Below are 17,972 nucleotides of genomic sequence, written 5' to 3'. Positions count from 1 at the left end.
TATCGCAGCCCTCAGTATGCGCACACATACGCGAAGGGGCCGCACGTGCGTGCGGCCCCTTCAGCGACGGCAGGATCAGTGACCGCCCTGGTCCTTGAAGCGCTTGTACGACCGCTCGATCTCGGCCTCGGCCTCGGTGCGGCCCACCCAGTCGGCGCCCTCGACGGACTTGCCGGGCTCCAGGTCCTTGTAGACCTCGAAGAAGTGCTGGATCTCCAGGCGGTCGAACTCCGACACGTGGTGGATGTCACGCAGGTGCTCCACCCGCGGGTCGTGCGCGGGCACGCACAGCAGCTTGTCGTCGCCGCCGGCCTCGTCGGTCATCCGGAACATGCCGATCGCGCGGCACTGGATGAGGCAGCCGGGGAAGGTCGGCTCGTCCAGGATGACCAGCGCGTCCAGCGGGTCGCCGTCCTCGCCGAGGGTGTTCTCGACGAAGCCGTAGTCGGCCGGGTAGCTGGTCGAAGTGAAGAGTCGACGGTCCAGGCGGATCCGACCGGTCTCGTGGTCCACCTCGTACTTGTTCCGCGAACCCTTCGGAATCTCGATCGTGACGTCGAACTCCACCGGTGGCTCCTCCATGATCAACACATAGTTCTGGTGGTTAAGTGTCCCTCACGCAGGTGTGTGATCGCGAAAGGGGCTGGTGGTCGTGCCAGAGCAGAGGCCGTGGCGGGTCGCGAAACCGCATGTGGTGCGGATCGCGAACGCCGTACGACCGCGTCTCGCACGAGCAGCGGACGCCGTACGACCGCGCGTCGCACGGGCCACGGCAGCCGTGCGGCCGCGGATCACGCGGCTGGCCCGGGCCGCGAAACCGCAGGTCGCGCGGGGTACGGGGCTGAAGACCTGGCAGTACACCACCGGTGCCGCCATCGCCGGACTGGCCGTGGCCGCCTCTGTGGTGACCGCGGCCGGCCCCTGGGACTCCTCCGGTCAGCGTACGGCCGAGCGGGACCGGGCAGCCGCCCAGGAGTCCACGGGTGGCGCAGATCACGGTCGTAATTCCGGTACGACGGCCAGGGCACCCCGGCCCGCCCCCAGCGCCGCGTCCGTGCTCACCGGCCTCGGCGGTACCGCCAACACGGTGAAGTCCGCGCCGAACGGCAGGGCCCTCGCCGACGTCCTGGACCCCCTCCTGAACAACGCCGCACTCGGCCGGCACACCGCTGCGGTCGTCGACCTCGCCACCGGCAAGCAGCTGTACGCCTCCGGCGCCGGCGAAGCGCTGACCCCCGCTTCCACCACGAAGATCGCCACCGCGGTCGCCGCCCTCTCCGCGATGGGCGCCGACCACCGCCTCACCACCCGCGCCGCCCTCGAACCCGACACCAAGGAACTCGTCCTCGTCGGCGGCGGCGACCCCACCCTCACGGCTCGCGAGGACGCCGAGGGCTGGGCCAGCCTGCGCACCCTGGCCGACAAGACGGCCGCGGCCCTGAAGAAGCGCGGGCTGCGCGAGGTGACGCTCTCCTACGACACCACGCTGTACGCCGGTCCCGAACTCCACTCCATCGGCGAGAACCCCAACCTCGCCCTCGTCACCGCCCTGATGGCCGACGAGGCCCGCACGGACGACTCGACGAGCGGCCAGGTCGAGCGGGTGCCGGACCCGGCGGCGGACGCGACGCGCACATTCGCGGACTTCCTGAAGGACCACGGCATCAAGACGACCGCGCCCGGCCCCTCCAAGGCGACGGGCCGCGCCGACACCCTCGCCACGGTGCAGTCGCCCCCGCTGTCCGCCCTGGTCGAACGCATGCTGACCAACAGCGACAACGACATCGCCGAGGCCCTGGCCCGCCAGACCGCCATCGCCACGGGCGAGGAGGCGAGCTTCGACGGCGCGGGCAGGGCGATCCAGGCCCGGCTGAAGATGCTCGGACTCCCCGTGGCGGGTGCGCACTTCAAGGACGGCAGCGGCCTGAGCCGCGACGACCGCCTCACCGCCGGCCTCCTCACCGGCCTCCTGTCGAAGTCCGCCGACCCCGCCCACCCCGAACTCCGCCCCGCCCTCACCGGCCTCCCCGTGGCGGGCTTCACGGGCACCCTGACCAGCCGCTACACCGACGGCGCGGCAGGCATCGTACGAGCCAAGACCGGCACCCTGACCGGCGTGAACGCGCTGGCGGGAACGGTGGTGGACCAGGACGGACACCTGCTGGCGTTCGCCTTCCTGGCATCGGACACGACCGATCCAGAGGCGGCGCAGAAGGCCCTGGACACGGCGGCGACGGCGCTGGCGAGTTGTGGTTGCCGCTGATCCGGCCCCCGTCCGACTCCGCACGGCCTGCCCCAAGTGGGAACGCTCACGTACCGTTGACGCATGACGAGCATCGGTGGTGCCGAGATGGTCGACTGGAATCTCGCGGTGGCGACCGCGACCCGGCTCGTAAGGCCGGGCCCCGAGGTGAGCCGCGACGAGGCCAGGGCCGTCGTCGCAGAGCTGCGCCGGCATGCCAAAGCCTCCGAGCAACACGTTCGGGGCTTCACCCGAATGGGCACGGACAGCGCCCATGACACTCCCGTACTCGTCGTCGACCGCCCCGGCTGGGTCCGGGCGAACGTCGCCGGGTTCCGGGAGATCCTCAAACCGCTGCTCGACAAGATGCAGGAGCGGCGCAGCAGCACCCCCGGCGGAGCGGTCCTCGGCGCCGTCGGCGGCAAGGTCACCGGCGTCGAACTGGGCATGCTGCTGTCCTTCCTGGCCTCCCGCGTCCTCGGCCAGTACGAGACCTTCGCCCCGGCCACCCGCGAACTCCCGGCGGGGGAGAACGGCGGCGGCAGGCTGCTGCTCGTCGCGCCGAACATCGTGCACGTGGAACGCGAACTCGACGTACAGCCGCACGACTTCCGGCTCTGGGTGTGCCTGCACGAGGAGACGCACCGCACGCAGTTCACGGCCGTGCCCTGGCTCCGGGACCACCTGGAGGGCGAAATCCAGTCGTTCTTGGGAGAGACCGACGTCGACCCCATGACCGTCCTGGAGCGCATCCGGGAAGCCGCGCAGTCCCTCGCGGGCGGACGCCCCGAGGGCGAGGAGGACGACGGCGGCCGCTCCCTCGTGGAGATCGTGCAGACCCCGGCCCAGCGGGAGATCCTCGGCCGCCTCACCGCAGTGATGTCCCTGCTGGAGGGACACGCCGACTTCGTCATGGACGGTGTCGGCCCGGCCGTGGTGCCGTCCGTCGCCGAGATCCGCGAGAAATTCCAGCAGCGCCGCGCCAAGGGCGCCTCCCGACTGGACATGGCCCTGCGCAAGTTGCTGGGCCTGGACGCCAAACTCAGGCAGTACCGGGACGGCGAACGCTTCGTACGCGCCGTCGTCGACGAGGTCGGCATGGACGGCTTCAACCGCGTATGGACCTCCCCGAACACACTGCCGACCAAGGTGGAGATCGCCAAACCGGCGGACTGGATCGCGCGGGTGCATCGCAAGGCCGAGTCGTGAATCGGCGCGGTACGTGGTGAAAGGAAGCCGTGCGTGGTGAAAGGAATTCGGCCGACGACGGGCGAACGCCCCTCCAATCACCCGTCCGAGGGACCGTGAGCCCTGGGTAGGCGTGCGATGCTCGGGGAACGGCCCGGCTCTGTCACCATCTACACACTCTGAGTGACCGAACCGAGTTCACCCCCGAAAACTTCATGAAGGGAACCGGACATGGGTCCCCATCCTGCGGTCGCGGCGATACGCCTGGCGGTTCGCCGCGTCCTCCACGACATCCTCAACGAACACAGCCACCCCACCACCGAGACCGCGCACGAGCGCCCGTCCTCGCCGCTCGTGCTCGTGGCGTGCTCCGGCGGCGCCGACTCCATGGCCCTCGCCTCCGCCCTCGCCTTCGAGGCCCCCAAACTCGGCATCCGCGCGGGCGGCGTCACCGTCGACCACGGCCTGCAGCCCGGCTCCGAAACGCGCGCGGCAGAAGTCGTCCTGCGCCTCACCGAACTCGGCCTGGACCCGGTCGAGTCCGTCGCCGTGCGCGTCGGCCGCGAGGGAGGGCCCGAAGCCGCCGCCCGCGACGCCCGGTACGCCGCCCTCGACGCCGTCGCCGTCCGCCACGGTGCCGATGCCGTCCTGCTCGGCCACACCCGCGACGACCAGGCCGAAACCGTCCTCCTCGGCCTCGCCCGCGGCTCCGGCATCCGCTCCCTGTCCGGAATGGCTGCGGTCTCGGGGGCCGACGGCCGTTACCGCCGGCCCTTCCTCCACCTCGACCGGCAGACCGCCCGCAAGGCCTGCATGGTCCAGTCCCTCCCCGTCTGGGACGACCCTCACAACGCCGACCCGGCCTACACCCGCTCCCGGCTGCGCCACGAGGGCCTGCCCGCCCTGGAGAAGGCGCTCGGCAAAGGCGTCGTCGAGGCCCTCGCCCGCACCGCCCAGCTCTCGCGTGACGACGCCGACGCCCTCGATGCCTGGGCCGGCCAGGCCGAGGCCGCCGTCCGGGACGCCGCGGGCCGCCTGGAGTGCGCGAAGCTCTATGCCCTGCCGCCCGCCGTGCGCCGCCGGATCCTGCGCCGCGCCGCCATCGAGGCAGGTGCCCCCGCCGGTTCGCTCTTCGCCCGCCACATCGAGGAAGTCGACAAGCTGATCACCGGCTGGCGCGGCCAGGGGGTCATCAATCTCCCCGGCAAAGTCGTCGCCCAGCGGCAGGGTGGCAGACTGGTGATTCGGCAAGGCTGAATCCTTGCCCCCCTTCCGGGGGGTGGGTGGCCGGTGGGACGACCGAAAGTGATGCGGGTGGACGCGAAAGACATGGGTGCCGACCTCAAGTCGGTACTCATCACCAAGGAAGAGATCGACGCGAAGCTGGTTGAGCTGGCCGCGAAGATCGACGCGGAGTACGCGGGCAAGGACCTGCTGATCGTCGGTGTCCTCAAGGGCGCGGTGATGGTCATGGCGGACCTGGCGCGTGCGCTGTCCACCCCGCTCACGATGGACTGGATGGCCGTCTCCTCATACGGAGCGGGCACCCAGTCCTCCGGTGTCGTACGGATCCTCAAGGACCTCGACACCGACATCAAGGGCAAGCACGTCCTCATCGTCGAGGACATCATCGACTCCGGCCTGACCCTGTCCTGGCTGATCTCCAACCTCGGCTCCCGCGAGCCCGAGTCCCTGAAGATCTGCACCCTGCTCCGCAAGCCCGAAGCCGCCAAGGTCGCCATCGACGTCGAGTGGGTCGGCTTCGACATCCCCAACGAATTCGTCGTCGGCTACGGCCTCGACTACGCCGAGAAGTACCGCAATCTCCCGTTCGTCGGTACGCTCGCGCCTCACGTCTACGGCGGCTGAGCCACTCGGGCCAAGCCCTGTAAGACGATCGGGAACCCCAGCGGGTTCAGCGGCGTTGGAGCATGCAGACGGGATTGCCTGCAGCCCTGTGCGGCTTCGGCCCACAATGCTGGGGTACCGTCAGAAGAACTGTCTTATCAAACTCACTATGGCAGGAGGGACGGGGCGGCACCGCTCCGTATGGATGGACGTGAAGCGATACTTCCGTGGGCCGGTCATGTGGATCGTGCTGGCCGTCCTTGCCGTGGTCGTGTTGATGCAGGTCGTCGGCTCGTCCGGCGGCTACAAGACGGTGGACACCGGCCAGGTCGTCCAGGCGATCAATGAGAACAAGGTCGAAGCGGCCAAGCTGACCACCGGCGACGAGCAGACCATCAAGGTCACGCTCAAGGACGGCCAGAAGATCGAGGGCAGCTCCAAGATCCAGGCCAGCTATATCGGCGACCAGGGCGTGACCATCGCCGGCACGCTGCAGCAGAAGTACCAGGACAAGCAGATCACGGACGGCTACACAGTCTCGCCGTCCAAGCAGAACCCGTTCGTCGGGATCCTGCTCTCCCTGCTCCCCTTCGTCCTCATCGTGGTCGTTTTCCTGTTCCTGATGAATCAGATGCAGGGCGGCGGCTCCCGAGTGATGAACTTCGGGAAGTCCAAGGCGAAGCTCATCACCAAGGACACCCCGAAGACGACGTTCTCGGACGTCGCAGGCTCGGACGAGGCCGTCGAGGAGCTCCAGGAGATCAAGGAATTCCTCCAGGAGCCGGCGAAGTTCCAGGCCGTGGGCGCCAAGATCCCCAAGGGCGTACTGCTCTACGGGCCTCCTGGCACCGGCAAGACGCTGCTCGCTCGCGCTGTCGCGGGCGAGGCAGGTGTGCCCTTCTACTCGATCTCCGGTTCCGACTTCGTCGAGATGTTCGTCGGTGTCGGTGCCTCCCGAGTCCGTGACCTGTTCGAGCAGGCCAAGGCGAACGCTCCGGCGATCGTCTTCGTCGACGAGATCGACGCGGTCGGCCGCCATCGCGGCGCCGGCCTCGGCGGCGGTCACGACGAGCGCGAGCAGACCCTCAACCAGCTGCTCGTCGAGATGGACGGCTTCGACGTCAAGGGCGGCGTGATCCTCATCGCCGCGACGAACCGGCCCGACATCCTCGACCCGGCCCTTCTGCGCCCCGGACGTTTCGACCGCCAGATCGCGGTCGACCGCCCGGACATGCAGGGCCGTCTGGAGATCCTCAAGGTTCACCAGAAGGGCAAGCCGGTCGCTCCGGACGTGGACCTGTCGGCGGTCGCGCGCCGTACGCCGGGCTTCACGGGTGCGGATCTGTCGAACGTGCTGAACGAAGCCGCGCTCCTCACCGCGCGCGGCGACAAGAAGCTGATCGACAACCACTTCCTGGACGAGGCCATCGACCGCGTCGTGGCGGGCCCGCAGAAGCGGACCCGGATCATGTCGGACAAGGAAAAGAAGATCACCGCGTACCACGAGGGCGGCCACGCCCTGGTCGCGGCGGCTTCCCCGAACTCCGATCCGGTCCACAAGATCACGATCCTGTCGAGAGGCCGGGCCCTCGGCTACACGATGGTCCTGCCGGAGGAGGACAAGTACTCCACCACCCGCAACGAGATGCTGGACCAGCTGGCTTACATGCTGGGCGGCCGGGCGGCGGAGGAACTGGTCTTCCACGACCCGACGACGGGCGCTGCGAACGACATCGAGAAGGCCACCGCAACGGCCCGCGCGATGGTCACGCAGTACGGCATGACCGAGCGTCTCGGCGCCATCAAGTTCGGCGGCGACAACACCGAGCCGTTCCTCGGACGTGAGATGGCTCACCAGCGCGACTACTCGGAAGAGGTCGCCGCGCTGGTCGACGAAGAGGTCAAGAAGCTCATCGAGACCGCGCACAACGAGGCCTGGGAGATCCTGGTCGAGAACCGCGACGTCCTGGACAACCTGGTCCTCGCGCTGCTCGAGAAGGAGACGCTGAACAAGGAGCAGATCGCCGAGATCTTCGCTCCCATCGTCAAGCGCCCGCCGCGTCCTGCCTGGACAGGCTCGTCGCGTCGCACCCCGTCCACCCGCCCGCCGGTGCTCTCCCCCAAGGAGCTGGCACTGACGAACGGAGCCAACGGCGCGACCCCGGCGATCACCACCGCCAAGGCCACCACCTCGGCGGAGCCCGTCCCGGAACCGGCCCCCGAGGAGCGTCCGGAAGGCTGACCCTCCCGGCCTCGGTGGTCTCACCAGGCCCGGAATGATTGCCGCGCCCCCCTGGTTTTAGCCTGGGGGGCGCGGCATCTTCGTATGCCTATGCACGACATCTAGGAACGAGGCACGACATGACCGACCCCGTGACGCTGGACGGCGAGGGCTCCATCGGCGAGTTCGACGAGAAGCGCGCCGAGAACGCCGTGCGCGAACTGCTGATCGCGGTCGGCGAGGACCCGGACCGGGAGGGGCTCAGGGAGACGCCGGGGCGGGTGGCCCGTGCCTATCACGAGCTTCTGGCCGGGCTGCGGCAGGAGCCCGAGGACGTTCTGACGACGACGTTCGATCTGGGGCACGACGAGATGGTCCTGGTGAAGGACATCGAGATCGTCAGCCTCTGTGAACATCACTTGCTGCCGTTCCATGGCGTAGCTCACGTCGGCTACATTCCGGCCGAAACGGGCAAGATCACCGGCCTGTCGAAGCTCGCGCGCCTCGTCGAGGTGTTCGCCCGCCGCCCTCAGGTGCAGGAACGACTCACCACGCAGATCGCCGACTCGCTCATGCGGATTCTCGAGGCGCGGGGTGCGATCGTCGTCATCGAGGCCGAGCACATGTGCATGTCGGTACGCGGCATTCGCAAGCCGGGTGCCAAGACGACCACGTCGGCGGTGCGGGGGCAGCTTCGGGACGCCACGACCCGCGCCGAGGCGATGAGCCTGATACTGGCGCGCTGACCGTCACGCCGCGGAAGCCGCCCCTGGGGTGTGGTGGTCATCGTCGTCCTCCGGGAGCTTGCAGACCCGCTCCAGGAAGATGGCCGCCGCTATGACGGCGATACCGGCCACGACCGAGAAGCCGGCGTAGATGGCCTGGTCGCGGCGGGCGGGGATGTCGAGGGATTCCAGAAGGAAGACGCCGGCGCCGCCGTACATACCGGCGACGAGGGCGGCGACCAGGGCGCTGGCCTGGCCGAAGACGACCGCTCGGGCTGCCATGAGTGGGTCGACGCCCTTGGCCTCGGGGCGGCGCTCGCGCTGGGCTTTGAGACGGGCACGCAGCGAGAGCGCCGTGGCGAGGAGGATCGCGGCGATCACGGCCAGCACGATAGGCGCGGCCAGCGGGACGCTGGGGAGCGTCCCGATCGAGTTCCAGAGGCGGGCGCCCGCCCAGGACAGGACGCCGGCGACGACGAAAACGCCGGCCAGCACCCTGATGCGCAGCTCTCTCACGGTGTCCCTTCAGCTCCCCGGATCGGTGCCGACCCTGCGGTCGAGGTGACCCGGCCGGTCCGACCCTGTGGTCGTGTCGACCTTAACGACTATTCAGGCAGCCGGAGTTCCAGGTCCTTGCGGGGGGCGACGCCTTCTCGGGTGACGTGGTCGAGGAGGTCGGCGACCGCGCCGCGGCCGGGGAGCTGGGCGCCCGGCTCCAGGTCGTACCAGGGGGCCAGGACGAAGGCGCGTTCATGGGCGCGCGGGTGGGGGAGGGTCAGCTGGGGATCGTCGGAGACGACTTCGGCGTACGCCACGATGTCGACGTCGAGGGTGCGTGCGCCCCAGTGCTCGTCCCGGACGCGGTGGAAGGCCTCCTCGACGGCGTGCGCCCGCTCCAGGAGGGAGGACGGGGGGAGGGTGGTCTTCAGGACCACGACCGCGTTGAAGTACGAGGGCTGGCTGCCGGGCTCCACGCCCCATGGCTCCGTCTCGTACACCGGCGAGACCGCCTTGATGCGGACGCCGGGGGTGTCCTCGAGGGCGTCGATGGCGCCCTGGAGGGTCTCCAGACGGTTGCCGAGGTTGGCGCCGAGGGAGATCACGGCCCGTTTGGGATTCTGCAGGGTGGTGTCGGCGGCGTCGACCTTCTCGACGACGGAGGCGGGTACCGGCTGAACGGTCGGGTCGCTGTGGCCCTCGGTGAACGATGCGGTCATACTCGGCTCCGGGTGATGGTGACGGTCACGTCGTCGAAGGGGACCGTGATCGGCGCGTCCGGTTTGTGGACGCAGACCTCGACCTCCTGGACCCCTTCGTGCTTCAGACAGACCTGGGCGATGCGCTCGGCGAGCGTTTCGATGAGGTTGACGGGCTCGCCCTCGACGACGGCCACGACCTCCTCCGCCACGATGCCGTAGTGCACGGTCTTCGCCAGGTCGTCGTCGGCGGCGGCCGGCCGGGTGTCCAGGCCCAGGACGAGGTCCACGATGAACGTCTGGCCCTCTTCACGCTCCCAGGGGAACACACCGTGGTGCCCGCGGGCCTTGAGGCCGCGCAGCGCGACACGATCCACGCGAATCACTCCTGCAATCGTCGGTAACGGCCGATGTGCACCGGGTGCGGGCGGCGCACCGGCCTCAAACGAATCTACCTGCGGACACTGACAGGGCCGGGCCACGGGGGTCCGTGCCCGAGTCGGGCTCGCAGCTTTCATCGTGTGTTTCCCCGGGGGAACCCGGCGGCTCACGGGTTGGTAGCCGCCCATACCCGGGGCTCGGTGATTCCAACCACTTCTCGCATCCCCTTGGTCCCTCAAGGTGCGCCTACCCACTCAGGCGGGTGTGTCGTCGCCTTCCTCCTCATCGGTTTCGGCCAGAACCGGGGAGGCGTGGTGCGACCAGAGCTTCCAGCCGGCGGGGGTCCGGCGGAACACGTTCGTGGCGACGACGAGCTGTCCGACCAACGGGCCGAGTTCCTCGGTCCCCTCGGGGGCGGGGCCGCCGCTGAGGATGTTCTCGGTGCAGGTCACCAGGGCGGTGTCACCGGTGACGGAGACATGCACATCGGTGAGGAAGAACTGGATGTAGTCGGTGTTCGCCATGATCAGCGCATACGAGCGCAGGACCTCGCCGCGGCCGGTCAGTACCGGCCAGCCGGGGTGCACGCAGGAGATCACGCCGGAGTCCGCCGGGTCGTGGTAGGTCTCGTCGACACCGAGGTCGGACGGGGTGAGCCAGAGCGAGGACAGCTCTTCGAAGTCGCCGCGTTCCATCGCTTCGTAGAAGGCGGTGTTGGCGAGCTCGACCTGCTCGACGTCGGTGTGGGGGGCGCTCACCGGGCTCCTTCGGCGCCGCGCGCTCCTTCTGCGCCGGTGGTACGCGCTCCCTCCACGGCGCGCGCGACCCGTACGGCGTCCGCCGTGGCGCGTACTTCGTGTACGCGGACCGCCCATGCGCCGGCGTGCGCCGCGAGTGCGGAGACGGCTGCCGTGGCGGCGTCGCGCTCGCGTGCGGGCGGGGGTGCGCCCTCCGGTCCGGCCAGGACGCGGCCGAGGAAGCGCTTGCGAGAGGCGGCGACGAGCAGGGGATGGCCGAGGGCGTGCAGGCGGTCGAGGTGGGCGAGGAGGATCAGATCGTGTTCGGCTTCCTTGGAGAAGCCGAGGCCGGGGTCGACGATGATGCGGTCGGGGGCGATGCCGCCCGCCAGGACGGCGTCCACGCGCGCGTGGAGCTCGTCGAGGACTTCGCTGACGACGTCGGCGTAGACGCCCTTGACGGTGCTGCCCTCCAGGAAGCCGCGCCAGTGCATGACGATGAAGGGGGCGCCCGCTTCCGCGACGACGGGGATCATCGCGGGGTCGGCGAGGCCGCCGCTGACGTCGTTGACGAGGGCGGCGCCGGCCGCGAGGGACTGCTGGGCGACGGAGGCGCGCATGGTGTCCACGGAGACGGTGACGCCCTCGGAGGCGAGTTCGCGTACGACGGGGATGACGCGCCTGAGTTCCTCCGCCTCGTCGACGCGTGTGGCGCCGGGCCGGGTGGACTCGCCGCCGACGTCGATGAGGTCCGCTCCCTCGGTGACCAGGGCGAGGCCGTGCTTGACGGCGGCCGTCGTGTCGAACCAGCGGCCGCCGTCGGAGAAGGAATCGGGGGTGACGTTCACGACTCCCATGACCGCGCAGCGGTCCCACTCGGGAAGACCGGCGACGTGCCCGCGTCCGCTCTGCTTGCTCATACGTTCAGCGTAGGCCCCGGTGGGGCCGCCGAGCTCCGGCGGCCCGAGCTCAAGCCCCGGGCTTGGCGGGCGGGGCTTGCGCTCGGGCCTGTCTATGCCGCGCGGACGTCCCTCTCCCCGACCGCGTGGGCGCACGGGCGCGGGGTGGTCCTGCGGCGGCGCAGGAAGCGGGGGAGGGGGAAGGCCAGGTTGACGAAGCCTTCCGCCTGCATGGCGGCGAAACCGATGCGCGGGAGGTCGGCGGAGGCGCGGTAGACGACGAAGCGAGGCTCCCAGCGGGGCCGGAACTTCGCATTGAACTTGTACAGGGACTCGATCTGGAACCAGCGCGAGAGGAACACCAGCAGGCCCCGCCAGGCGCGCAGCACCGGTCCCGCGCCGATCTTCTCGCCGCGTGCCAGCGCCGAGCGGAACATGGCGAAGTTGAGCGACACGCGCGCGATGCCGAACTTCGGGGCCGCCTGGAGAGCCGCCACGATCAGCAGTTCGTTCATGCCGGGGTCGGCCGAGCGGTCGCGCCGCATCAGGTCCAGGGACACCCCGTCCGTGCCCCAGGGCACGAAGTGCAGGACCGCCTTCAGGTCGCCGTACTCACCCGGCTCGTCGTCGGCCTTGTGGGCGGTGGCGATGAGGCAGTCGCCGTCGGCCGCGTCGCCGATGCGGCCGAGGGCCATGGAGAAGCCGCGTTCGGTGTCGGTGCCGCGCCAGTCGTCGGCGGCGCGGCGGATGCGCTCCAGCTCGGTCTCGCCGAGGTCACGCACGCGTCGTACCCGGGTCTCGTAACCGGCGCGCTCGATGCGCTTGACCATCTGACGCACATTGCGCATCGCACGGCCGGTGAGGGAGAAATCCGGGACGTCCACCACCGCCTCGTCGCCCAGTTCGAGGGCGTCGAGGCCGGTCTCACGGGTCCAGACCTCGCCGCCGGTCTCGGAGCAGCCCATGACGGCGGGCGTCCAGGAGTGCGCCTTGGCCTCGTCCATGAACCGTTCGATGGCGCCCGGCCAGGCCTCCACGTCACCGATCGGATCGCCGCTTGCCAGCATCACGCCGGACACGACGCGGTACGTCACCGCCGCCTTGCCGCTGGGGGAGAACACCACCGCCTTGTCGCGGCGCAGGGCGAAGTGGCCGAGGGAGTCGCGGCCGCCGTGCTTGTCCAGGAGGGCGCGCAGCCGGGCCTCGTCCTCATCGGTGAGGCGTGCGGCCGGGTGTTCGGGGCGGAAGGCGAGGTAGATGGTCGTGACCGCGGTGAGCAGGCCGAGGGCGCCCAGGCACATGGCGACCGTCCACGACGTGGTGCCCCGGTAGTCGACCGGGCCCTCGAAGCCGAACAGGCCGTACAGGACGTGCGTGAGGCGGTCGGCGAGGCTCGGGTCGCCGACCAGGGTCTTGGGATGGGCGTTGACGATGAGCAGCCCGAGGAGGAGCGAACCGGCGCCCATGAGGACGAAGTTGGCGAGCGCGCGCCATCGGCTGCGCGGGTCGGGCAGGGCCCTGAACTGGTCGCGGTGGCGCACCAGCGGCGCCAGCAGCGCCAGCGAGATCACCACGCCGACCACGGAGTGGCGGTACGTGAACTGCGCCAGCGCGCCGAACGGCAGCAGGGCGACGGCGGCCCGCCAGGCCCGGCGCTTGCAGCGCCGCAGGCCGTGGGCGAGCAGCAGCAACAGCACGCCGGCGCTGAGCGAGAGTGCGGCCGCGAACGGGCCGAACGAGCCGGGCAGCACCTCGGCGAGCGTGTGCATACGGCTGTGCCTGAACCGTGGGAAGACGCCCGCGGCGATGTCCAGCAGGCCCACGAGGGCACACGCTCTGGCGACGAGGACGGGAACGGCTTCGGGGCGCGGGCCGCGCAGCACGTGCCGTACCCGGTGTGTTCGCTGCGGAACCCCACCCGACATTTCCACATCTGTCCTGACAGACATCGCATCCCGTAGTTCTGCGAGAGACCTTGGATCCGGTACCGATTCGGGCATCCGGCGACATTGCGCCCTCTAGGACGGTGTCTCGGAGGGAGAGGTTCACTCGTCTCCTCAAAGCTGTTGAAAAGGCCGGGGAAAGCCCCGGACAAGCCCTTGCGAAGACGTGCGGGGCGAGCCGGAGAGCGCAGGCAGGGAACGGTTCATGGGTCTCACGAGCAACAAGGTGCTGGCGCTGGCGGTCTGCACCGCCGTCCTGCTGTTCGCCGGCACGGTGTGGCTGTGGCCGCGGCTGGCCCGGCGGACCTGGCGGGCCGTCAGCGGCCGGGTCGCCCTGCTCCTCGCCGTCCAGCTGACGCTCTTCGCCTCGGCCGGCCTCGCCGCCAACCAGGCCTTCGGTTTCTACGCCAGCTGGGCGGACCTGCTGGGCCAGGAGACCGACGAGGGCGTGGTCGTCGACCACACGCCCGGCGGCCCCGCGGACGACCCGCTGCGAGTCGTCGACACGGGGAGCGTTCCGGGGGCGGGCAGCCCCGGCGCGCGTACCGGGGGCCGGATCCACGAGGTCGAGCTCCTCGGTCGTACGACACACATCGCCACGCGCGCGTACGTGTACTTGCCGCCGGAGTACTTCCAGGCGCGATACCGCACGCGCACATTCCCCGCGGCCGTCGTCCTCACCGGCTATCCGGGCACCGCCAAGGCGCTCGTGGACAAGCTCGACTATCCGCACACCGCCCGTGGGCTCGCCAAGGAAGGCCGTATGCGGCCGATGATCCTGGTGATGCTGCGGCCGACCGTCGCACCGCCGCGGGACACCGAGTGCGTGGACATCCCCGGCGGGCCGCAGACGGAGTCGTTTTTCGCCAAAGATCTGCCGGACGCCGTGGCCGGGCACTACAGGGTGGGCGGAAAACCGGGGAGTTGGGGCATCATCGGCGACTCGACGGGCGGCTACTGCGCACTCAAACTCGCCATGCATCACCCCCGGGTCTACGCCGCCGGAGCGGGCCTGTCCGCGTACTACAGGGCGCCGATCGACCCCACCACGGGCGACCTCTTCCACGGCGACAAGACGCTGCGGAACCGCGCCGACCTGTTCTGGTACCTCAAGAACATGCCCGCGCCCGACACTTCACTGCTCGTCAGCAGCAGCAAGATCGGTGAATCCAACTACAAGGACACACTGAAGTTCATAGAGGGTGCCAAGGCGACCAACCGGACGCGGATCTCGTCGATCATCCTGGAAAGCGGCGGGCACAACTTCAACACCTGGCGGCGGGAGATTCCGGCGACACTGGAGTGGATCAGCGGGCGATTGAGCGACCGGTGAACCCGAAACCCGCTTGAGCCGTATGAATGAGACGGGATGGCTGTGTTTTTGCGGGGCGGGCCACCAAGATTCGCCTACGCGCGGTAAGTTTCTGGCCATGCCACGTGGACGTCACCGCCATTCCCCGCCCTTGCACAGGCTCCTGCCTCCGTCGGCGATCGCAGGCGTCTCGGTCGTCTGCGCGCTAGGCCCGTGGGTGTTCTCGGAAACGACGGTGCTCCGCGGCCTTGCCGCGGCCGCCGCGGCGACGGCGGTCATCGGTGCGGTCGTGCTGCGCCGTTGGGACACACAGGCCGGCAAGCAGGTCGCCGACCTCACGCGCGCGCGTGCGAGCGACGAGTGGCGGCACGAGGAGCGCGTCGCCGAACTCGAGACGGACCTCGAGGAGTCCCGCGAACTGCGCGCCAAGCTGGAGCAGCGGCTGCGCGCGAAGCGTGCGGAGCTGGCCGGACTGCGCAATGAGCACGCGGCGTTGCTGCGCCGGTACGCCACCGCGGAGACCGAGCGCGCGACCGCCCTGGAGGGCCGCCGCCTGCTGGAGATAGAGGCCACCACCACGCCGGCCCGTGCGCTGCCGCCCGTGCCGGCGCAGGCGTCCGCTCCCGAGGAGGAGACCGACGCGGTGGCTGCCTCGGACGAATCCGCCGAGCCGGTGGACGCCGCCGAGGACGAACAGACGGGACAGGCGGAGCAGGCAGAGCAGGTCGAGCCGACGGCTCCCGCGGTGTTCTCTCCCGAGGGGTCCAAGCTCTTCCTGCGCGCCAAGGTGGCGTTGGCGAAGTTCGACGCGGACAGTGCGCCCAAGGGGGACGCCGAGGCCGCGCCCAAGGGGGACACCGACAGTGCGCCCAAGGATGGCGACGACGCTCCCAAGGGTTCGCCCGACGACGACGGTTCGCCCAAGGGCGGGGCTCCGGGCGGGCAGGAGCCGGTGAAGGCCGGTGCCGGGGAGGCCGCGCAGGAGGACGACGCGCAGGGGAAGCCCGAGGCGGTCGACGGGCACCAGCGCGCGGCCGCCACCTCCATGGGCAAGTCGGCCCCGTCCGGGCAACAGCCCTCCGGGCACTTCACGGTGCCGACCGCCGTGGCCGTCGTACCGGCGACGCCCGTGCGGCGTCCGGCGGTCGAGGGCGGCTTCGACTTCTTCGGTACGAAGACGGAGTCCGAGTCGGAGGCCGCCGCGCTGGAAGCCGTGCAGAACGAGGACCTCGCCGACGTCGTCGGCCAGGAGGCGCTCGCGCTCCACAAGGCGGAGACCGAGGCGGAGTTCAAGCCGGCGGACGCGGAGTCGCGCGGTGTCGGGCAGGTCATCGACCTGACGGCGCACGACGAGACGGAGCAGATCGACGTGCAGGGGCTGCGCAGCGCAGTTTCCTGAAGCCGCTCACCAGCTGGGCGGCTCGGCTCAGGCCATCCACCGGTCCGGCCGCGCGTCCCTGCGTCCCGTCCGTGACCGCTCCGCCTGCCCGCGCAGCAGCTCCGCCGCCTCCTCAGCGTCCCGCAGCCGCGCTGTGACGGTCTTGTTGGCCCCCGTGTCCACATGTACGTCAGCAAGCCGCCAGACGCGCTTCCAGGGCCCCTGAGCCAGCCGCACGCTCTGGACCTTCGCGTGCGGTACGAGCGCCAGGCTCCGGCGCAGCAGCCCGTGCCGGGAGGCGAACACGGTGTCGGTGACCGCGATGCCGTAGCCGCGCCACCACAGCGGCAGGCACCGGCCGGCGCGGCGCGGCGGCCGGGACAGGGACGGCGGCACCGTCACCCCGGGCAGCACGCGCGCGATGACGGCCTCGGCGATCTCGCGCGGGGCGACCGGCAGCAGCAGAGAGTTCGAGGACCCGGCGACATCCAGCTCGACCCGCACCCAGCCGCGCCTCCGCCACAGCAGCGGCTCCACGATCCGTACGGTCTGCACCCGCCCCGGCGGCACCGTCTCGTGGACGCGGTCCAGCAGGCCGCGGTCGATGCGCAGCCCGTCCGGGGACTCGGCGACCGTCCAGTCGTACTCCGCGACGAACCGTCCCACGCTGCTCGCGCCCGCCGCGCCGAGCAGCGGCAGGGCGACCGCGAGGACCGTCCACACGCTGTGGGTGGCGAGCCATATCAGCGGCGGGACGACGAGCGCGGCGGCGAGGGTGCCCCAGGTCGCGCCGGTCAGGACGAGGGAGACAGCGAGGACGCCCGGAGGCGTGCGCAGCAGCTCCTGCGCCGGTGCTTCCCCGACTTCGTGCGCCGTCTCGGGCGCGAAACCCGCCGCGCGCGCGAGCAGTTCGGCGCGCAGCGTGCGCGCCTCGTCCGCGCCCAGGAAGGCCAGTTCGTCCTTCTTGTCCGTGCCGACGACGTCGAGTTTGAGCTTGGCGACGCCCGCGACCCGCGCGAGCAGCGGCTGGGTGACGTCGACGGCCTGGATGCGTTCGAGCCGGATGTGCGCGGCACGCCGGAACAACAGGCCGGTACGGATGCGCAGTTCGGTGTCGGTCACCGCGAAGTGCGTGAACCACCAGGTCAGAAAGCCGTACAGGGCGGCGGCCGGGAGGATCACGGCGAGCGCGATCAGCAGTGTGGTCGTCGTCAGCCTGGTCAGCTGGCGCTGCGTCTGGTCGGGGTCGTGGAGCGCCCACCCGATGATCACGGCGACCGGCGCCCACGCCCGCCTCAGCGGTGTCACGGGATGCAGCCGCCGCTCGGTGACGGGTTGCTTCTCGCGTACGGCGCCCTCGACGCCCGGCGCCGTCACAGCCCCGCCGATCGGGCCTCGCCCAGCTCGGTGAGCCGGTCGCGCAGCCGTTCCGCCTCCACCGGATCGAGCCCCGGAATCGTCGCGTCGGTCGCGGCGGCCGCGGTGTGCAGCTGCACGCTGGCCAGCCCGAAGTGCCGTTCGACGGGCCCGGAGGTGACCTCGACCAGCTGCATCCGCCCGTACGGGACGACGGTCAGCTCACGCCACAGCACACCCCTGCTGATCAGCAGGTCGTCGGCGCGCTCGGCGTACCGCCAGGAGCGCCAGTTGCGCTCGACCATCACCCAGCCCCATATCAGCAGGGCCAGCGGCAGCACCGCGAACGCGGCCCACGCGGGACCCGCGAACAGACCGGGCAGCAGACCGGTGGCCGCCGTCAGCAGCCCCAGCCACACCACCAGCAACAGCCTGCGCATCCGCAGCAGCCCGGGCGGCAGCCCGATCCACGCCGACTCGACCCCCGCCGCCTCCGGGTTCTCCCGGCTCCCCGTCTCCATACGGCAAGCGTACGTAGGGGAGACT

The 17,972-nt window shown here is 70.3% G+C and carries 17 protein-coding genes; 8 read left to right on the top strand and 9 right to left on the bottom strand.

Features of this window, described 5'->3' with window-relative positions; genetic code table 11:
- Window positions 1-75: 75 nt before the first annotated feature.
- Window positions 76-567: an inorganic diphosphatase gene (locus AB0I98_RS28250; RefSeq protein WP_030599677.1), complete on the bottom strand. Its 492-nt coding sequence runs from the start codon at window positions 565-567 to the stop codon at window positions 76-78.
- Window positions 568-691: 124 nt separating this feature from the next.
- On the opposite strand from AB0I98_RS28250, the gene dacB reads away from it, so the two are divergent.
- From dacB to folE, 6 genes are all read left to right on the top strand, one after another.
- The gene (dacB, locus tag AB0I98_RS28245) at window positions 692-2,263 is read left to right on the top strand and encodes a D-alanyl-D-alanine carboxypeptidase/D-alanyl-D-alanine-endopeptidase (RefSeq protein ID WP_362946783.1); all 1,572 of its coding nucleotides are present in this window, start codon (window positions 692-694) and stop codon (window positions 2,261-2,263) included.
- Window positions 2,264-2,326: 63 nt separating this feature from the next.
- Window positions 2,327-3,451 carry a zinc-dependent metalloprotease gene (locus AB0I98_RS28240; RefSeq protein WP_362946683.1) on the top strand — a complete coding sequence of 375 codons (1,125 nt, stop codon included), beginning with the start codon at window positions 2,327-2,329 and terminating at the stop codon, window positions 3,449-3,451.
- Window positions 3,452-3,661: 210 nt separating this feature from the next.
- Complete coding sequence (gene tilS, locus AB0I98_RS28235; RefSeq protein ID WP_362946680.1) at window positions 3,662-4,687, top strand: tRNA lysidine(34) synthetase TilS; 1,026 nt, start codon at window positions 3,662-3,664, stop codon at window positions 4,685-4,687.
- 51 nt (window positions 4,688-4,738) lie between these two features.
- Entirely contained in the window at window positions 4,739-5,299 is a 561-nt protein-coding gene (gene hpt / locus AB0I98_RS28230; protein ID WP_210578031.1) for a hypoxanthine phosphoribosyltransferase, read from the top strand.
- Between the two features lie 184 nt (window positions 5,300-5,483).
- On the top strand, window positions 5,484-7,520 hold the full coding sequence (gene ftsH / locus AB0I98_RS28225; RefSeq protein WP_210578032.1) for an ATP-dependent zinc metalloprotease FtsH: 2,037 nt from the start codon (window positions 5,484-5,486) through the stop codon (window positions 7,518-7,520).
- Between the two features lie 119 nt (window positions 7,521-7,639).
- Window positions 7,640-8,245 carry a GTP cyclohydrolase I FolE gene (gene folE, locus AB0I98_RS28220; RefSeq protein ID WP_362946678.1) on the top strand — a complete coding sequence of 202 codons (606 nt, stop codon included), beginning with the start codon at window positions 7,640-7,642 and terminating at the stop codon, window positions 8,243-8,245.
- Window positions 8,246-8,248: 3 nt separating this feature from the next.
- On the opposite strand, the gene AB0I98_RS28215 is transcribed toward folE, so the two are convergent.
- From AB0I98_RS28215 to AB0I98_RS28190, 6 genes are all read right to left on the bottom strand, one after another.
- Window positions 8,249-8,740 carry a DUF3180 domain-containing protein gene (locus AB0I98_RS28215; protein WP_362946676.1) on the bottom strand — a complete coding sequence of 164 codons (492 nt, stop codon included), beginning with the start codon at window positions 8,738-8,740 and terminating at the stop codon, window positions 8,249-8,251.
- An 89-nt stretch (window positions 8,741-8,829) separates the two neighbouring features.
- Window positions 8,830-9,441, bottom strand: a complete 612-nt coding sequence (gene folK / locus AB0I98_RS28210) for a 2-amino-4-hydroxy-6-hydroxymethyldihydropteridine diphosphokinase (RefSeq protein ID WP_362946674.1) — start codon at window positions 9,439-9,441, stop codon at window positions 8,830-8,832.
- Window positions 9,438-9,797, bottom strand: coding sequence for a dihydroneopterin aldolase (folB, locus tag AB0I98_RS28205; protein WP_362946671.1), 360 nt, complete (start codon window positions 9,795-9,797; stop codon window positions 9,438-9,440). The genes folK and folB overlap by 4 nt, the downstream gene beginning before the upstream one ends.
- A 258-nt stretch (window positions 9,798-10,055) precedes the next feature.
- The gene (locus AB0I98_RS28200; RefSeq protein WP_328359610.1) at window positions 10,056-10,559 is read right to left on the bottom strand and encodes a nuclear transport factor 2 family protein; all 504 of its coding nucleotides are present in this window, start codon (window positions 10,557-10,559) and stop codon (window positions 10,056-10,058) included.
- Window positions 10,556-11,458, bottom strand: a complete 903-nt coding sequence (gene folP, locus AB0I98_RS28195; RefSeq protein WP_362946669.1) for a dihydropteroate synthase — start codon at window positions 11,456-11,458, stop codon at window positions 10,556-10,558. Before folP ends, AB0I98_RS28200 begins: the two co-directional genes overlap by 4 nt.
- 92 nt (window positions 11,459-11,550) lie before the next feature.
- Complete coding sequence (locus tag AB0I98_RS28190) at window positions 11,551-13,362, bottom strand: phosphatidylglycerol lysyltransferase domain-containing protein (RefSeq protein ID WP_362946667.1); 1,812 nt, start codon at window positions 13,360-13,362, stop codon at window positions 11,551-11,553.
- Between the two features lie 223 nt (window positions 13,363-13,585).
- Here AB0I98_RS28190 and AB0I98_RS28185 point away from each other — a divergent pair, with 223 nt between their 5' ends.
- Together AB0I98_RS28185 and AB0I98_RS28180 are read left to right on the top strand one after the other, a co-directional pair.
- A complete protein-coding gene (locus AB0I98_RS28185) occupies window positions 13,586-14,713 on the top strand; it encodes an alpha/beta hydrolase-fold protein (protein WP_362946664.1) in 1,128 nt (375 codons plus the stop codon).
- Window positions 14,714-14,810: 97 nt separating this feature from the next.
- Entirely contained in the window at window positions 14,811-16,091 is a 1,281-nt protein-coding gene (locus AB0I98_RS28180) for a hypothetical protein (RefSeq protein ID WP_362946662.1), read from the top strand.
- Window positions 16,092-16,118: 27 nt separating this feature from the next.
- On the opposite strand, the gene AB0I98_RS28175 is transcribed toward AB0I98_RS28180, so the two are convergent.
- Complete coding sequence (locus AB0I98_RS28175) at window positions 16,119-17,447, bottom strand: PH domain-containing protein (protein ID WP_362946659.1); 1,329 nt, start codon at window positions 17,445-17,447, stop codon at window positions 16,119-16,121.
- The gene (locus AB0I98_RS28170; RefSeq protein WP_362946656.1) at window positions 17,444-17,947 is read right to left on the bottom strand and encodes a PH domain-containing protein; all 504 of its coding nucleotides are present in this window, start codon (window positions 17,945-17,947) and stop codon (window positions 17,444-17,446) included. The genes AB0I98_RS28175 and AB0I98_RS28170 overlap by 4 nt, the downstream gene beginning before the upstream one ends.
- Window positions 17,948-17,972 lie beyond the last annotated feature (25 nt).

Origin of the sequence: Streptomyces sp. NPDC050211 (assembly GCF_040656035.1) — a bacterium.
Taxonomy (GTDB): Bacteria; Actinomycetota; Actinomycetes; order Streptomycetales; family Streptomycetaceae; genus Streptomyces.
This window is presented reverse-complemented; position numbering and strand designations above follow the sequence as displayed.